This window comes from Paenibacillus sp. Z3-2 (assembly GCF_054161325.1).
Window position 1 is genome coordinate 919,755 of the sequence record NZ_CP096397.1, and the last position, 17,816, is coordinate 937,570.

Here is a 17,816-nt window from a genome sequence, read left to right on the forward strand (position 1 = left end):
TTATATAGGAAGGTTATTTTTTTATCCACGATGACTGGTTCAATTATGAAAAGTTATCGTTACCGTTCCATCAGACGCGGAAGGAGAGTTGGCCTATGGCTAATTCTCCTTTATTTGATTGCATATATTGAGTGTATCTGTTAAAATACAGAACGAATGTTCAGTATGGATGGAACGGAGTGAAACGAATGAATATGAATAAAAAACAACTTCAGACTGAGCAGACCAAGAAAAAACTTGCGGATGCTTCCAAAGCCCTTTTTGTACAAAAAGGCTATAAAGCAACGTCCATTGAGGATATTGTAGCTGCAACGGGCAGCAGCAAGGGCAATATATATTACCATTTTAAAAGTAAAGAAGGTCTGTTCCTCTATCTAATCGATGAGTGGGATCGGGAGTGGGAAGAGAGTTGGGCCGCTAAAGAGCATCTTTATCGCACCTCCACGGAGAAGATTTACGGCTTGGCGGAACAATTGATACTGGATGACATGAATCATCCTTTGACCAAAGCAGCAGATGAGTTCTTCACCGGGGAGAAGAAAGAGAATGATATCGAGGAACGAATTGCCTTGATGTTCAAGCGGCATCTTCAATTTAACAAACAAATGATAGAACAAGGGATTGAGAGCGGTGAGTTCAAACCAGACAATGTAGATCATCTCGCACTGATTTTAGAAAGTACCATTATTGGTCTTAGTCAGATGTCACGGGGTATGGAGTCTGACCAGGCCCTCGCTTTGTACCGTCAAGCTGCCAGTGTATTTTTGCACGGCATTGCAAAAGATAAAGATTAAGCAACATTCTGACAACTACGGAGGATGGAATCATGGCATTACTAACACGGAACAGGGGCGCATTGCTGCTGTTAATGTTTAATATTTTTCTCGTTTTTACGGGTATTGGTCTGGTTGTACCGATCATGCCTGCATATATGGATCTACTGCATATCACGGGGTTCACGGTTGGTTTGCTAGTAGCGGCGTTCTCCTTCACCCAGTTTCTGTTCTCGCCTCTTGCAGGACGTTGGTCGGATACCTGGGGACGTAAGAAAATTATAGTTGGCGGCATGCTGATCTTTGCTGTATCGGAGTTCATGTTTGGTGCAGTTAATGCACCGGTGTTGCTCTTCGCAGCCCGTATGCTGGGTGGTATTGGAGCCGCGATGATCTTCCCGGCAGTTATGGCCTACACCGCGGATATTACGACAGAGGAAGAACGCGGCAAAGGTATGGGCTTGATTAATGCAGCCATAACAACCGGATTTATCATTGGTCCAGGAATTGGTGGATACATTGCAGACTTTGGCATTCGAATTCCATTCTATGCGGCAGGGGTTGCCGGTTTATTGGCAGCGATCATTACAATGATTATTTTGCCTGAATCGGCACGAAGCACAGGAGAGCAAAGTAAACCTGTGGCTGGCGCAGCGAAGGTTAAAGGTCCGGGTATGGTAACACAATTGCTGAATTCGTACCGTGAACCGTACTTTTTCAGCTTGATTATCGTGTTTGTTATGGCATTTGGTCTGGCGAACTATGAGACGGTATTTTCACTGTTTGTGGATCACAAGTTTGGTTTCACGACGAAAGACATTGCATTCATTATTACATTTGGTTCCATCGCGGGCGCGGTTGTGCAAGTATCATTGATCGGTTGGTTGCTCAACCGGTTTGGTGAAAAGATGGTCATTTCGGTCTGTCTGTTATTTGTAGCGGTATTTGTACTGTTGACCTTGTTCGTGCATACGTACTGGCTCATTCTTGTCGTAACCTTCATCGTGTTTCTGGGTATGGATATTTTGCGTCCGGCAATTAGTACGCAGATGTCCAAATTGGCACAAGAACAACAGGGCTTTGTGGCCGGACTGAACTCGGCGTACACCAGTTTGGGGAATATCGCAGGTCCAATCGTAGCTGGAGCACTATTTGATGTCAATATTAACTATCCTTACGTTTCGGCAGCTGCCGTTCTGGCAATCTGTTTCCTTTTATCCTTACGGGTACTCAGAGGGGTCAAAACGGTAAAACAACCGAAGGCTGAAATGTAATTTTCATTTTGGGAAATAAATGCATTAACCAAAGAAGTCGACTACACTTGGAAAAACATGTGCAGTCGACTTTTTTGATATTACGGTATTAACGGATTTCTCCATTCGTTTCAATCAGTTTTTGATACCAGTGGAAGCTCTGTTTGCGGATACGTCTCAATTCCTTGATATCGAATTCCTCACGGTCCACATAGATGAATCCATAACGTTTGCTTGATCACCTCAATTGGTCATAATAATAACAAAAAAACCCAAACTAAGGCTTAATAAACAGCCTTGGTTTGGGTATCGCCTGCTGACCAGTAACAATCCCGAAGAAGACGCAGCTTCCTCTTTCAATTATGTCCACTATACCGCTTTCATAGCAGAATAACAATACATTGATTTCTGGAAATGGACGTAAAGACGTGGATTTTTGGTATAATAAGATTGCTGGAAGTGAATTAGATGGGCTGGGTTGCATAATAGGTTACCGAGGACGGTCATTTTTAAGCATATACAGGATTAATGGAGTGATAAGATGAGCAAAGCAAAAGGAAAAGGCGGCACCGGCCGCGGTACTGGCAAAAAAGGCTGGAACCGTTGGCAAGCAGCTGCTAACCGGGCGAAAAGTGCCCCGAAGCCTTATAAAAGTAAAGGCACGAAGAAGAAGGATGATACCGAAACTTCAAGTGGCAAGCCCGAGTAAGTGTGGCTTGACGATGCCAGAGGAGAGAGCTGCCTGACTATCGGGTGGGTCTCTTTTTGTTTGGAATTATAAAAAATTAAATTGACAGTATTGTAGATCTGGTAATAATATAGATCTTACGCAAATTAGATGGTAGTGCTACTATATGGAGAAAGGAGCATCAGCATGCCTGTAAATATGGATGAAAATCCACTTGGGCTGATTTTGTCACGTACGTATCTGGCATACAAAAAAACAACAACCAGAAATCTGAGTGAACAGGATATTACGCCGGAACAATTTGCAGTTCTGAACGAATTGAGCAAAGCGGGAAGTCATATATCACAGAAGAAACTGGCTGAATTAACCGTTCGGGACCAGACAACTGTGGGGAAAATTATAGACAAGTTGATTCGCAAAGGTCTGGTGACCAGAGAAGAAGATCCGCAGGATCGCCGAGCGGTTTTGCTTTGTTTGACGGCGGAAGGACTGGAAATGAATAACGTTCTGACACCCAAGGCAAAACAACAAGAGCAAGAGGCACTCGCCGAATGTTCCCCTGAAGAGCTTGAAGCATTCATGAATGTGATGAATCGAATCTATGAGAAGATGAAATAAATTTTTTTGGCCAAATATGTGCATGTGCATATATATGTAGTGCAATTATTTTAATTTTAACCATTGGGAGTCGTGAACGAATGAAAAGCTTCAAAGAATTTTTGAAAGTACCACAGACGAAAATAGGATTGGTTTTTGCACTACTTGTTCCGTTGTTATTTGTTGTGATCTGGATGACGGGTTATCATCAAGCTACGGAGAGAGTAGATCAGCTTCAAGTAGCGCTGGTGAACGAAGATGGGACACAGGGAACAGAAGTGCAGAAGCAGATTGAGACGCTCGCCCCGTTCCAGGTAAATGTGCTGGATTCTACGAAGGAAGCCGAGCAACAGATGAATGCGGGTAACTATGCGATGGTTATTGTGATTCCGGAAGGGTTTGCTGACCAGATTGGTAGCGGAACAGAGGCGAGCTTGTCCTTTTATATCAATCAGGGTAATGCGGATGTAGCCAAATCCATTGTGGAACATGCTGCGACCGGAATGACCGCACAAATGGGTCAAGGGATTCTGGAATCCAAGGTAGAATTGACACTCCATAACGATAGTATAAACAGCGACGATTTAAGTGCAGCCATTGGACAAGCGATGGCGAAAATGAATGAAGGGCCTGTGAAGGCTGAAATTAATAAAACGAACAGTGTGAGTGATTTTGCAACATCGATGCTGCCCATGATTCTGGGTTTTATCACCTACATTGCTTCAATGACCATGAATATTCAGTTCAATATTACGTCGAATATCATGAAGCGTAACCATTCCAAATGGGAAATCTTCTGGGGACGGCAAATGCTGTTATTGTGTATAGCGGTGATCGTTCCCCTAATTGTGGATACAGTAGCTCTTCAGTTCACGGATGTTGCGAGCTCCTTCGGCGCGTTGTATTTGTATCATGTGCTTGTAAGTCTGGCTTGTATCTGTTTTACACAAATGAGTTTTGCCCTGTTTGGCAATGCAGGCCCTCTATTTAATGTAGCGATGGTTCCGCTCCAGTTGATGACAGCAGGAAATATCATTCCAGCCGAGATGCTGGCGCCATTCTATCGTTATATTGGAAACTTTCTGCCTGCTTCCAATGGAGTACAGGGATTTATGCGTTTGATCTATAGTGGAGAAGCTGTGGGTGGATACGTGGTTCATCTTCTGTTGATCTCCGTTATAACGTGGGGAATTACATTGCTGAGAGTTGGCATGCAAAAAGCGGGTAATGGACAAATGACGATGACGCCTCCAGCAACAGCACAGGCACAGCATTAAAGGGTATATAATGTAATAACACACAAAAAAGTGGTTCACGTATAGTTATATGCGTGCATCACTTTTTTTGTTTATCTTCTATAATACTGCTACTTATACACGTGGTAACGTTCAGTGTACCCCTGTAATCTTGTATGACGTTGATAAAAGGATAAGTTTAATTGAGCTTATTAATGAAGCTAAAATATATCAGAGGAGATTTAGTCCTAATAAATCTAAATGGAGATCAACACAGTAAAAGGTAGTCAATTTTCAAAATTGAATTTAATTAAATTAAGTGTTGTAATTAATATCTATACGTGATATATTATTAATCCGGCCAAGAAAACACGGTTTACACGGTGCGGCAAGCGAATAAAATAAGCTTCGAAAGAAACTTAAAAAAAGAGCTTGCAAAGTTGGTTCGGACATGGTAATATATAAGAGTTGCTGAAGAGAACAACGTTCGGCAACGAAACAAGTTTGATCTTTGAAAACTGAACAACGAGTGAGTAAACATTCTGCTTGCAGAATGAACGCGAAAGTTTGAGACAAGCCTTGGCTTGAATCGACTGGAGCACAAATGAGATTTTTAATCTCGTCAGATTCAAAATGAGCTTATCGCTCTTTTCAAATACTTGAGATGATTTTCATAGCGTTTAACCACGCTACTGAAATTCATCTTTATTGGAGAGTTTGATCCTGGCTCAGGACGAACGCTGGCGGCATGCCTAATACATGCAAGTCGAGCGGAGTTGATAGGAAGCTTGCTTCCTGGATACCTAGCGGCGGACGGGTGAGTAACACGTAGGCAACCTGCCCTCAAGTTTGGGACAACTACCGGAAACGGTAGCTAATACCGAATAGTTGTTTTCTTCGCCTGAAGAGAACTGGAAAGACGGAGCAATCTGTCACTTGGGGATGGGCCTGCGGCGCATTAGCTAGTTGGTGAGGTAACGGCTCACCAAGGCGACGATGCGTAGCCGACCTGAGAGGGTGATCGGCCACACTGGGACTGAGACACGGCCCAGACTCCTACGGGAGGCAGCAGTAGGGAATCTTCCGCAATGGGCGAAAGCCTGACGGAGCAATGCCGCGTGAGTGATGAAGGTTTTCGGATCGTAAAGCTCTGTTGCCAGGGAAGAACGCTTGGGAGAGTAACTGCTCTCAAGGTGACGGTACCTGAGAAGAAAGCCCCGGCTAACTACGTGCCAGCAGCCGCGGTAATACGTAGGGGGCAAGCGTTGTCCGGAATTATTGGGCGTAAAGCGCGCGCAGGCGGTCATTTAAGTCTGGTGTTTAATCCCGGGGCTCAACCCCGGATCGCACTGGAAACTGGGTGACTTGAGTGCAGAAGAGGAGAGTGGAATTCCACGTGTAGCGGTGAAATGCGTAGATATGTGGAGGAACACCAGTGGCGAAGGCGACTCTCTGGGCTGTAACTGACGCTGAGGCGCGAAAGCGTGGGGAGCAAACAGGATTAGATACCCTGGTAGTCCACGCCGTAAACGATGAGTGCTAGGTGTTAGGGGTTTCGATACCCTTGGTGCCGAAGTTAACACATTAAGCACTCCGCCTGGGGAGTACGGTCGCAAGACTGAAACTCAAAGGAATTGACGGGGACCCGCACAAGCAGTGGAGTATGTGGTTTAATTCGAAGCAACGCGAAGAACCTTACCAGGTCTTGACATCCCTCTGATCGGTACAGAGATGTATCTTTCCTTCGGGACAGAGGAGACAGGTGGTGCATGGTTGTCGTCAGCTCGTGTCGTGAGATGTTGGGTTAAGTCCCGCAACGAGCGCAACCCTTATATTTAGTTGCCAGCACTTTGGGTGGGCACTCTAGATAGACTGCCGGTGACAAACCGGAGGAAGGTGGGGATGACGTCAAATCATCATGCCCCTTATGACCTGGGCTACACACGTACTACAATGGCCGGTACAACGGGCTGCGAAATCGCGAGATGGAGCCAATCCCAACAAAGCCGGTCTCAGTTCGGATTGCAGGCTGCAACTCGCCTGCATGAAGTCGGAATTGCTAGTAATCGCGGATCAGCATGCCGCGGTGAATACGTTCCCGGGTCTTGTACACACCGCCCGTCACACCACGAGAGTTTATAACACCCGAAGTCGGTGGGGTAACCGCAAGGAGCCAGCCGCCGAAGGTGGGATAGATGATTGGGGTGAAGTCGTAACAAGGTAGCCGTATCGGAAGGTGCGGCTGGATCACCTCCTTTCTATGGAGAATCGTTTCCTGTAACGGAAACATTCAAATAAGCAGGTTCACTGAACCTGCGACCGCAATTCATTTCGGTCCTTCACCTTGGTGTGGATGAAATGAAGAGCAAAACACTCACTCGTTGCTCAGTTTTGAGAGCTCAAACTCTCAAACAGCTTGCTTTTGCATGGAGCTTGTTCTTTGAAAACTAGATATCGAAACGAAAGTAAATGCGAATTAGAACATTCCTTTTTAGCTGAACTTGTGTAAACAAGTTTCAATAAAAACGGTAGTTAATTGCTTTTGCGATGGTATTGAATGGGAGTGACTTTTGGCTTTGCGCAAGCAAAACAAGGGAAGCGAGCAGTCAAAACCGGAGCAATATGGTTAAGCTACTAAGAGCACACGGAGGATGCCTAGGCGCTAGGAGCCGATGAAGGACGTGGCGAACAACGAAACTGCCTCGGGGAGCTGTAAGCAAGCTTTGATCCGGGGGTGTCCGAATGGGGAAACCCAGCTGGGGTAATTTCCAGTTACTCACAACTGAATACATAGGTTGTGCAGAGGCATACCAGGGGAACTGAAACATCTAAGTACCCTGAGGAAGAGAAAACAATAGTGATTCCGTCAGTAGCGGCGAGCGAACGCGGAGAAGCCCAAACCAGAGAGCTTGCTCTTTGGGGTTGTGGGACGTCTCACATGGAGTTACAAAGGAACCGGTTAAGCGAAGAGGTCTGGAAAGGCCCGCCAAAGAAGGTAAAAGCCCTGTAATTGAAAGTTGGTTCCCTCCGAGACGGATCCCGAGTAGTGCGGGGCACGTGAAACCCCGTATGAATCCGGCAGGACCATCTGCCAAGGCTAAATACTTCCTAGCGACCGATAGTGAAGCAGTACCGTGAGGGAAAGGTGAAAAGCACCCCGGAAGGGGAGTGAAATAGAACCTGAAACCGTGTGCTTACAAAAAGTCAGAGCCCGTTTTAGGGGTGATGGCGTGCCTTTTGTAGAATGAACCGGCGAGTTACGTTCCCGTGCAAGGTTAAGGTGAAGAGCCGGAGCCGCAGCGAAAGCGAGTCTGAATAGGGCGACTTAGTACGTGGACGTAGACCCGAAACCGGGTGATCTACCCCTGTCCAGGGTGAAGGTGCGGTAACACGCACTGGAGGCCCGAACCCACGCATGTTGAAAAATGCGGGGATGAGGTGGGGGTAGCGGAGAAATTCCAATCGAACTCGGAGATAGCTGGTTCTCCCCGAAATAGCTTTAGGGCTAGCCTCGGAAAACAGAGTCGTGGAGGTAGAGCACTGATTGGGTGCGGGGCCCGCAAGGGTTACCAAGCTCAGTCAAACTCCGAATGCCATAGACTTACTTCCGGGAGTCAGACAGTGAGTGCTAAGATCCATTGTCAAAAGGGAAACAGCCCAGACCATCAGCTAAGGTCCCCAAGTGTGTGTTAAGTGGGAAAGGATGTGGAGTTGCACAGACAACCAGGATGTTGGCTTAGAAGCAGCCATCATTTAAAGAGTGCGTAATAGCTCACTGGTCGAGTGACTCTGCGCCGAAAATGTAACGGGGCTAAACACACCACCGAAGCTATGGCTTGATGCTTTGCATCAGGGGTAGGGGAGCGTTGTATAAGGATTGAAGGTGTACCGTAAGGAGCGCTGGACATTATACAAGTGAGAATGCCGGTATGAGTAACGAAAAGATCAGTGAGAATCTGATCCGCCGAAAGCCTAAGGGTTCCTGAGGAAGGCTCGTCCGCTCAGGGTAAGTCGGGACCTAAGGCGAGGCCGAAAGGCGTAGTCGAAGGACAACAGGTCGAAATTCCTGTACCACCGTAAGCCGTTATGAGCAATGGGGGGACGCAGTAGGGTAGTGACGCGGACTGATGGATGTCCGTCTAAGCAGTAAGGCTGATGTGTAGGCAAATCCGCACATTGTAAGGCTGAGCTGTGATGGGGAGTGAAAATTACAGTAGCGAAGGTCATGATCTCACACTGCCAAGAAAAGCCTCTAGCCAGGTGATGGTGCCCGTACCGCAAACCGACACAGGTAGGCGAGAAGAGTATTCTAAGGCGCGCGGAAGAACTCTCGTTAAGGAACTCGGCAAAATGACCCCGTAACTTCGGGAGAAGGGGTGCCCCGGTAGTGTGAATAGCACGAGGGGGCCGCAGTGAAAAGGCCCAAGCGACTGTTTAGCAAAAACACAGGTCTGTGCGAAGCCGTAAGGCGAAGTATACGGGCTGACGCCTGCCCGGTGCTGGAAGGTTAAGGGGAGTGGTTAGGGAGTAATCCCGAAGCTGTGAACCGAAGCCCCAGTAAACGGCGGCCGTAACTATAACGGTCCTAAGGTAGCGAAATTCCTTGTCAGGTAAATTCTGACCCGCACGAATGGCGTAACGACTTGGGCGCTGTCTCAACGAGAGATCCGGTGAAATTTTAATACCTGTGAAGATGCAGGTTACCCGCGACAAGACGGAAAGACCCCATGGAGCTTTACTGCAGCTTGATATTGAATTTGGGTACGATCTGTACAGGATAGGTGGGAGCCTTTGAAGCATGAGCGCCAGCTTGTGTGGAGGCAACGTTGGGATACCACCCTGATCGTATCTAGGTTCTAACCTGGTACCGTAATCCGGTGCGGGGACAGTGTCAGGTGGGCAGTTTGACTGGGGCGGTCGCCTCCTAAAGAGTAACGGAGGCGCCCAAAGGTTCCCTCAGAATGGTTGGAAATCATTCGAAGAGTGCAAAGGCATAAGGGAGCTTGACTGCGAGACCTACAAGTCGAGCAGGGACGAAAGTCGGGCTTAGTGATCCGGTGGTACCGCATGGAAGGGCCATCGCTCAACGGATAAAAGCTACCCTGGGGATAACAGGCTTATCTCCCCCAAGAGTCCACATCGACGGGGAGGTTTGGCACCTCGATGTCGGCTCATCGCATCCTGGGGCTGAAGTAGGTCCCAAGGGTTGGGCTGTTCGCCCATTAAAGCGGTACGCGAGCTGGGTTCAGAACGTCGTGAGACAGTTCGGTCCCTATCTGTCGTGGGCGTAGGAAATTTGAGAGGAGCTGTCCTTAGTACGAGAGGACCGGGATGGACGTACCGCTGGTGTACCAGTTGTTCCGCCAGGAGCACCGCTGGGTAGCTATGTACGGAAGGGATAAACGCTGAAAGCATCTAAGCGTGAAGCCCCCCTCAAGATGAGATTTCCCAGTATGTAAGACCCCTTGAAGACGACGAGGTAGATAGGCTGGGGGTGGAAGTGCAGCAATGCATGGAGCTGACCAGTACTAATCGGTCGAGGGCTTATCCAATAGCAAGTTTGAAATCGCATGTTTCGTTTCGAATCTAGTTTTCAGGGAACAACAACTCTGAAATGTAAGCTAAGCTATGCGTTTGGTGGCGATGGCGGAGGGGTTCCACACGTACCCATCCCGAACACGACCGTTAAGCCCTCTAGCGCCGATGGTACTTGGACCGCAGGGTCCTGGGAGAGTAGGACGCCGCCAAGCAACAGAGAGACACACTTGAATGATTTCGAGTGTGTCTTTTTTTATTTTTATTACATTGTGTACAACGTGTTATTTTAATAGATAGAGAACTAATTACGTATGTGACAGAAGGTTTGCATCGTATTGGTTCCGATTTGACTTGTTATATACATAAAATACTGGCGTCCCAATCCTTAAAGCTGTGATACAATAGGTGAGGTCTATATAGAAACGGAAACACGCATAAGTACGAGGAGGAACAGTGAACACGATGAAATCAGCCCCGTTTATTGCCGTGGAAGGTCCGATCGGAGCGGGGAAAACAACGCTGGCAACGATGCTTTCCCATGAATTGAACCTTCCGCTGGTTAAAGAAATCGTAGAAGAGAACCCATTTCTGGCTTCCTTTTATCAGGATATCGACGAGTGGAGTTTCCAATTGGAAATGTTTTTTCTGTGTAATCGGTTTAAACAACTGGAAGACACGGGCGCTCACTACGTAGAGCAGAATACCCCTGTCATTTCGGACTACCATATCTATAAAAATATGATTTTTGCCGATCGTACCTTAAAGGGAACGAAACGGGATAAATACCGTCAAATCTATCATCTGTTAACGGATGATCTGCCGAAGCCCAATCTGGTGCTCTATATAGAAGCTGAACTCGAAACGTTGATGTACCGCATTAACAAACGTGGACGCTCATTTGAGCAGGACATGGACCCGGCATATATGGAACAACTGATCGTCGATTACAAAACTGGCATGGACTATTTGGCCAAAAGCTCGAATCCGCCAGTAATCATTAAAGTCAACGCGGAGCAACTCGATTTTGTAGAACATCCTGAGCACTTCAGGCAGATTGTTAATCAGGTAAAGGAGTATATCATATGAATAACTATGGCATTCCAACGAATGCATTAATTACGGTAGCAGGTACGGTTGGGGTGGGTAAATCCACGTTAACAGCTGCACTTGCACAGCGTTTGAATTTTAAGACCTCTCTGGAGCAAGTCGATCACAATCCTTATTTGGAGAAGTTCTATCATGATTTCGAGCGTTGGAGCTTTCATTTGCAGATTTATTTCCTGGCGGAGCGCTTTAAGGAACAGAAGAAGATTTTTGAACTGGGTGGAGGATTCGTACAGGATCGATCCATCTATGAAGATACGGGCATTTTTGCACAGATGCATGCGGATCAAGGAACCATGTCTGCTACAGATTTCGAGACATACAGCAGTTTGTTTGAAGCGATGGTGATGACACCGTATTTCCCACATCCAGATGTACTGATCTATCTGGAAGGCAGTCTGCCGTCGATTTTGAGCCGTATTACCGAACGCGGACGCGAGATGGAAATTCAAACGGATCGTTCGTACTGGGAGCACATGCATGAGCGCTATTCGGTATGGATTAACCAGTTTACGGCCTGCCCTGTGTTACGCCTGAACATTGATGAGTATGATGTGCATGATCCGGCATCGGTGGATGCCATTTTGGCACAGATTGCAGCTGTCATTCAGCCTTCCAAGGAAGCTCAAATATAAAAATAAGATACAAGTAACGACAAACATCTCTTTTACGGCTATTAGGCTGCTAAAGGGATGTTTTTTCGTATCATGAGAATGCTTGGGATGTTTCTGGATAGATGTAAAATCGTTTTTCTAAGTAAATATGGAAACAGACACCTAACATATCTATTCTAATATAATGGATACATGGTCACTAAAAGTAGAAAGTTGTTGAATAATAGGTCTTTTTGTGGTTTCATAGATAGGTGAATTCTGGAAAATAAGCATAAGCATGACTCAGGAGGGAAAGACAACGTGGAAGAGAAACAAGGAATTAAAATCGGTATGCCGATCATTGGTGGCTTAATTGCAGCCATTCTGGGAGGCATTGTATGGGCAGCTATTGCTGCAATGACCGAGTATGAGGTAGGGCTCATTGCCATTTTGATTGGAGCGCTCACGGGCTACGCAGTTGTATTGTTCTCGAACAAACAAATTGCGACAGTACATAAGATCATAGCTGTACTTTTTGCTCTCGTAGGCATTTTGCTGGGTAAATATCTGACGGTGGTATACTTTACTTCGGAACTGTTTGGTGATGTAAGCGTGATGGAACTCGTGTTTGATAGCGAGATGATCAGTGCGTTTGTGGAAACCTTCCAGGAGTATTTCAGTCAACCGATTGATTTGTTATTCATTGTGCTTGCGATTGTGTCTGCATGGCAGATTCCTGGCCGGATGGCGAGAACCAGCCTGGCTTCGGACGCGTCGTCAACGGATCACGCACCAAGAGCATAATTCGATAGACGGTGGATGTAGGAAGTGGAAGAAAAACGTAGTAAAGAGCAATCTACGTTATGCTGCACTTGCCGTTGGCAAAACCACGGAGAACTCGTAAAGGTAACAATCGCAGATATTCAGAAAGTGCTCAGAGTGAACACCAATATGAGTTGTTCACATTGCGGCTGAGTTACTTGGATACATAAAGGGACGTGACGCCTGAGTAAACTGTACCCTATAAGATAGACACTTTAAAAAGGTCATCTTGTAGGGTCTTTTTTGTGTACAATTAATAAAAAAACGGAGCGGTGGTCGAAGCAGATGTCTAAAAAGTTATTTACAACTCAAGAGCAAATGCAGTTAAGAACAAATCCCTATGTGAAAAATGTCAGTGCTAAAGCCATTACATATATGGATGCTTTTAAAGAACGATTTATTCAAGAGTATGGTCAAGGTAAACTTCCAAGTGAGATTTTTCAGGAAGCGGGTTTTGACATTGATGCTTTGGGTGCAACCCGGATTCGGAAGGCTTCCAATCGTTGGCTCACAGCTTTTCAAGAACAAGGGCCGACTGGATTAACAGACGCTAGAACACACGCCTCAGGCCGTCCTCTGACCCGTGAATTAAGTCTCGAAGAAAAATACACCCGTTTGGAAGCAAAAATGAAATGGCTTGAGGCGGAGAATGAATTCTTAAAAAAGCTCGATCAACTCGAAAGGCAGATGAAAAAAAAGAAATCAAACTATGTACGTCACAAAAGTTCGAACTGATTCCAACAGATGATGAAGACATACCCTTTCCAAAGAAAGGTGCATGTTCTTTGTGAAATCGCAGGGGTCTCACGTTCCGGCTATTACCGATATCGTAGTGGAAATGCTCAATTACATCGTCAAAAACAGGAACAAAACGATGAAAAAGTCAAAGCGATTCTTCTGAAAGCCTACCGTTACCGGGGAAGAAGGAAGGGGGCTCGTCAAATCAAAATGACGCTGGAGCATCAATATGGAGTCACATACAACCTCAAGCGCATCCGTCGAGTCATGCAAAAGTACAACATCGTTTGTCCAATTCGAAAAGCAAATCCCGCGCGTCGTTTGGCTAAAGCGACCCAAGAACATCGAACCTGTCCCAACATATTAAAGCGAGCTTTTAAGCAAGGGATCGCCGGTAAAGTTCTCTTAACCGACATCACGTATTTAACCTATGGGAAAAACAAGCGTGCCTATCTATCAACGATAAAAGATGCCGAAACGAATGAGATTTTGGCCTTTGAAGTCTCTGCTTCACTTGGTTTGGACATTGCAATCGACACGTTGAAACAACTCAAGAAACATCGCCATCTCACCCCGGATGCCTTGATTCATTCGGATCAAGGATTTCACTACACCAATCCGAAGTTCCAAAAGCTTGTGAAGAAAATGGGGCTGAATCAATCCATGTCCCGTAGAGGAAATTGTTGGGATAACGCTCCACAAGAGTCATTCTTTGGGCATTTCAAAGATGAAACGAATTTCAAAACGTGCATGACCTTGGCAGAAGTTAGGAAAGAAGTGAAGAGCTACATGATCTATTACAATCATTATCGAGGTCAATGGAACTTAAACAAACTGCCGCCTGTACGATACAGACAGCAGCTTGAAGTTGCCTAACCTTTTTTTAATTGTCCTTTACAAGGGGTACAGTTTAGAGGGCGTACGTCCCTTTTGTATATGGGCGACAGTATTGGCAATATCGATATCGTGTCCATGATTATTGAAACAGCATGAATCAGATGTCTCCCTTGATGACAATGGCGTTGCATATGGAAATAGTGATGATTAATACTGCAATCGGCGCAGACAGGTCTACATTATTTGTTTTGGTCCGCAAATACAGCCATGGCATCTCTCATGAATACTGCCAAACCATCGCCAAATTGATCAATATTGCGTGTGAAGCGTTCATCGTCCACATACATCTGACCGAGTCCTCTGAAGGCTTCAGGTGTGTAGTTTCCCATTTGGTTCAGCCAAGTGTACCACTCTTTGATGCCGGCCTGTGCCTCCGCAGATGCTGGTTCTGTGTGACGAAGTGCAGCCAGATGTCTGTAGATTTCGTTCATTTGATCGGATAGAGCCTTCTGCTTCTCGCCCGACTGACTGTGCAGCTTCTGGTTTGCCTGATCAACGGCATGATCTCCCCAGCGCTCCCGCGCTTCCTGTTCGTACGGATTCTGGCTAAAATCAAATCCTTCGAATTGTTCTTTGGCTGTCATTTTAATTTCTCCTCTCACATGTAAAACTGTTCTATCAATGGTGGCAATCATCTGGTCTAAGCGTTGACGCTTCTCCAATAGAATTAGTCGATGCATATTTAGCGCTTCCTCCGGATCGAAGGAGGGGTTGTTTATAATGTCTTTGATCTCCTTCAGAGAGAAGTCGAGTTCCTTGAAAAACAAAATCTGCTGCAACCGTTCCAGATTGGCATCTGAATATAATCGATATCCGGCAGAAGTTACTTCGTCCGGGGTTAATAGTCCGATCTCATCATAGTGATGCAGTGTGCGCACACTGATCGAGGCGAGTTCGGCAACTTCTTTTACCTTCATGGCCATGTGTGAAACCTCCTTACAACACCGATTGTACAGTGTCACGTTACGTGAGAGTCAACAGTTGAAAATGAAAAAAAACAAGATGCAAGCATGGAGGCTGCATCTTGTTCATGGATTAGGTGACTAGAAGTGACTAGATTATTGTATTAGTCACTTTAGGGGAGCGGATGCGCTTCTGAGTCGAAGACATAGACTGCCGCACCGGCAGGGGCTTGTGAGGCTCCTCTGTTATGGAGAGGAGAGCGAGCAGTTGTGTGGGCTGCATATATGCATTCGGTGCAGCCCACGGGCTGGCAGTGCAGGGAGAGCATGGCTACGCCTGCATCCCGCGCACTGCCGCAGCGAACTGCGAAGCCGCTGCGCGCACGTCGGCCGCGCCCGCGATGGCGGAGATGACGGCTACGCCGTCGGCTCCAGCCGCCATCACGGCGGCCGTGGTATCGGGCGTAATGCCGCCGATACCCACAATCGGAACTGCGATGCCTGCGGCGCGCAGTTCCGCCACCCCTGCGGGGCCCAGCACAGCGTGGGCATCCGCTTTGGAGCGCGTCGGGTACATGGGCCCGACGCCAAGATAGTCGGCGCCCGCCTGCACCGCACGGCGCGCCTCATCCACAGAGTGGGCGGATACGCCAAGCATCCGCCCTTCTCCAATGCGGGCGCGTACCAGCGCCGCGTCCGCATCTCCTTGGCCGACATGCACGCCGTCGGCCTCCACCGCTACAGCCAGCTCCACATCATCGTTCACGATGAACGGGACCCCGTGCTGGCTGCACACCTCGCGAAGCTGCATCGCAAGCGTGATGCGAGCTTCGCCGACCAGGGCGCCAGTTCCCTTTTCGCGGAACTGGAACAGCGTGATGCCGCCAGCAATGGCCTGGCGCAGCACTTCCACCGGGTCTTGCGTCGTATTGACGCTGCCCATCACCAAATACACCTGCATCGCGCGTCGCACGGCTTCTGCATCCCAAAGGCGCATCACTGCTCACCCCGCTGTCTGCGCTGATACGCAAAATGATTCGTCGGCCCATGTCCGGCCCCAATCCCCAGCTCATCTTCAATGGCTGCCTGAATGAATGCTCGCGCGGTCGTAACGGCAGCCAGAACCGAGGAACCCTTAGCTAACTCTGCGGTGATGGCAGCAGAGTACGTGCACCCCGTTCCATGCGTATGGCGTGTGATCACACGAATATTCTCCAGATAGTGAAAAGTCTGTCCATCGTAGAGCACATCAATAATCATGCCGCTACCCTCATCATGGCCTCCTTTGAGCAAAGCATACGTCGAGCCCATCTGTACGATCTGCTTTGCGGCTTCTTCCCGGGCGTTCAGATTCGTAATGGACATTCCAGTGAGCAGTTCTGCTTCCGGAATATTGGGTGTTGTGATCAGGGCATGAGGCAATAGCTCCGTGACCAGCGCCTGTACAGCTTCCTGCTGAAGTAGAGGAGCACCACCTTTGGCGACCATCACGGGGTCGATGACCAGATTAGACCAACGGTATTGCTGCCATTTTTCAGCGACAAGCCGAATAATCTCAGCACTATATAACATGCCGGTCTTCGCTGCAGTTGGTTGAAAGTCTTCACCTGTCGAGTCCAGTTGCTGTTTGATACCATCGTAAGGGATGGGGAAGACACCCTGCACACCTGTTGTATTTTGAGCAGCAATAGCGGTGATGACGGTCATGCCATATACCCCAAGCTCCTGGAACGTTTTCAGATCAGCCTGAATTCCTGCGCCGCCCCCGTTATCAGAGCCTGCAATGGTTAGCGCTTGAGCAATGCTCATACTGCACCTCCACGGATCTGACGTATCTGTGCGTGCTCTGCCAAGAGTTCAGGTGTCACTTGTGCCAGTTGATTCAACAACTCAATCTGGAAGCTGCCTGGCCCCTGATGTGCCGTGTGCTCTGCCGCTAGTTCAGCCGCTACGCCATAAAAAGCGAGCGCTTCAACAACACTGCCTAGAAGATCGGCTTCCGATTCCACTATGGCTGTAAAAGCGCCAATCACCGAACTTAGCAGACAGCCAGCACCCGTGATCTGAGTGAGCAGGGCATGTCCATTACTCGTGAGGAATGTGGATTGTCCATCGGTAATGATATCTTCTTTCCCCGTAATGACCACGACACAGCCGAGCTTATGTGCTGCCCGCTCCGCAATGCCGATCCGGTCACCCTCACCTGATCCTGCGTCCACACCTTTGATGCTCCAGCTCTCACCGATGACATTGGCGATTTCGGCCACATTGCCGCGCAATACCGTGAGGCGGAGTTCACGAACGAGCATCTGAACGGTTTCTGTACGATAGGTGGTTGCACCTGCACCGACGGGATCGAGCACCACAGGCACGTGATGCGCATTAGCTGATTGACCAGCCAATCGGATCGCCTGAACTACTTTGTCATCGAGTGTACCAATGTTGAGTACCACGGCTCCTGACATCTTGGCGACATCGGCAACTTCCTCATGAGCATAGGCCATAAAAGGGGACGCACCAAGTGCAAGCAGACCATTGGCTGTAAAGGGAGCCACGACAAGGTTAGTGATATTGTGTACCAACGGGTTTTGCGTACGAACACGTTCCAGATAAGACATATAATTTCCTCCTTGTTTTGTATGCTTTCCAGAATCTTCTGACTAAAAAGCTACAAAC

12 protein-coding genes, 3 rRNA genes and 2 pseudogenes are annotated in these 17,816 nt (G+C 47.6%); 12 read left to right on the plus strand and 5 right to left on the minus strand.

The window, feature by feature from the left end:
* Positions 1-194: 194 nt before the first annotated feature.
* Both M1D71_RS04010 and M1D71_RS04015 read left to right on the plus strand, forming a co-directional pair.
* The gene (locus M1D71_RS04010; protein WP_458127153.1) at positions 195-794 is read left to right on the plus strand and encodes a TetR/AcrR family transcriptional regulator; all 600 of its coding nucleotides are present in this window, start codon (positions 195-197) and stop codon (positions 792-794) included.
* Between the two features lie 32 nt (positions 795-826).
* A complete protein-coding gene (locus M1D71_RS04015; RefSeq protein ID WP_458125350.1) occupies positions 827-2,047 on the plus strand; it encodes an MFS transporter in 1,221 nt (406 codons plus the stop codon).
* A gap of 88 nt (positions 2,048-2,135) precedes the next feature.
* On the opposite strand, the pseudogene M1D71_RS04020 reads toward M1D71_RS04015, so the two are convergent.
* Positions 2,136-2,264 (minus strand): annotated as a pseudogene (locus M1D71_RS04020) (family 1 glycosylhydrolase); the annotation flags it as partial.
* A gap of 303 nt (positions 2,265-2,567) precedes the next feature.
* On the opposite strand from M1D71_RS04020, the gene M1D71_RS04025 reads away from it, so the two are divergent.
* The 10 genes and pseudogenes from M1D71_RS04025 to M1D71_RS04070 all read left to right on the plus strand — a co-directional run bounded on the left by M1D71_RS04025 (position 2,568) and on the right by M1D71_RS04070 (position 14,217).
* Complete coding sequence (locus M1D71_RS04025) at positions 2,568-2,735, plus strand: DUF3934 family protein (protein ID WP_090904771.1); 168 nt, start codon at positions 2,568-2,570, stop codon at positions 2,733-2,735.
* Between the two features lie 165 nt (positions 2,736-2,900).
* Entirely contained in the window at positions 2,901-3,332 is a 432-nt protein-coding gene (locus M1D71_RS04030) for a MarR family winged helix-turn-helix transcriptional regulator (RefSeq protein ID WP_036605963.1), read from the plus strand.
* Between the two features lie 80 nt (positions 3,333-3,412).
* On the plus strand, positions 3,413-4,588 hold the full coding sequence (locus M1D71_RS04035) for a YhgE/Pip domain-containing protein (protein WP_458125351.1): 1,176 nt from the start codon (positions 3,413-3,415) through the stop codon (positions 4,586-4,588).
* A gap of 663 nt (positions 4,589-5,251) precedes the next feature.
* Positions 5,252-6,804 (plus strand): 16S ribosomal RNA (locus tag M1D71_RS04040).
* Positions 6,805-7,170: 366 nt separating this feature from the next.
* A 23S ribosomal RNA gene (locus M1D71_RS04045) occupies positions 7,171-10,098 on the plus strand.
* 81 nt (positions 10,099-10,179) lie between these two features.
* Positions 10,180-10,296, plus strand: a 5S ribosomal RNA gene (gene rrf / locus M1D71_RS04050).
* Together the 16S, 23S and 5S rRNA genes form the textbook arrangement of a ribosomal RNA operon.
* Before the next feature lie 250 nt (positions 10,297-10,546).
* Positions 10,547-11,170 carry a deoxynucleoside kinase gene (locus M1D71_RS04055; protein ID WP_458125352.1) on the plus strand — a complete coding sequence of 208 codons (624 nt, stop codon included), beginning with the start codon at positions 10,547-10,549 and terminating at the stop codon, positions 11,168-11,170.
* Positions 11,167-11,823: a deoxynucleoside kinase gene (locus tag M1D71_RS04060; protein WP_458125353.1), complete on the plus strand. Its 657-nt coding sequence runs from the start codon at positions 11,167-11,169 to the stop codon at positions 11,821-11,823. The genes M1D71_RS04055 and M1D71_RS04060 overlap by 4 nt, the downstream gene beginning before the upstream one ends.
* A gap of 279 nt (positions 11,824-12,102) precedes the next feature.
* On the plus strand, positions 12,103-12,585 hold the full coding sequence (locus tag M1D71_RS04065; RefSeq protein WP_458125354.1) for a hypothetical protein: 483 nt from the start codon (positions 12,103-12,105) through the stop codon (positions 12,583-12,585).
* Between the two features lie 303 nt (positions 12,586-12,888).
* Positions 12,889-14,217: pseudogene (locus tag M1D71_RS04070) on the plus strand (IS3 family transposase).
* A 200-nt stretch (positions 14,218-14,417) separates the two neighbouring features.
* On the opposite strand, the gene M1D71_RS04075 reads toward M1D71_RS04070, so the two are convergent.
* From M1D71_RS04075 to thiM, 4 genes are all read right to left on the minus strand, one after another.
* Positions 14,418-15,161, minus strand: coding sequence for a MerR family transcriptional regulator (locus M1D71_RS04075; RefSeq protein WP_458125355.1), 744 nt, complete (start codon positions 15,159-15,161; stop codon positions 14,418-14,420).
* Positions 15,162-15,471: 310 nt separating this feature from the next.
* Positions 15,472-16,137 carry a thiamine phosphate synthase gene (gene thiE / locus M1D71_RS04080; RefSeq protein WP_458125356.1) on the minus strand — a complete coding sequence of 222 codons (666 nt, stop codon included), beginning with the start codon at positions 16,135-16,137 and terminating at the stop codon, positions 15,472-15,474.
* A complete protein-coding gene (gene thiD, locus M1D71_RS04085) occupies positions 16,137-16,949 on the minus strand; it encodes a bifunctional hydroxymethylpyrimidine kinase/phosphomethylpyrimidine kinase (RefSeq protein WP_458125357.1) in 813 nt (270 codons plus the stop codon). Before thiD ends, thiE begins: the two co-directional genes overlap by 1 nt.
* A complete protein-coding gene (gene thiM / locus M1D71_RS04090) occupies positions 16,946-17,758 on the minus strand; it encodes a hydroxyethylthiazole kinase (protein WP_458125358.1) in 813 nt (270 codons plus the stop codon). The genes thiD and thiM overlap by 4 nt, the downstream gene beginning before the upstream one ends.
* Positions 17,759-17,816 lie beyond the last annotated feature (58 nt).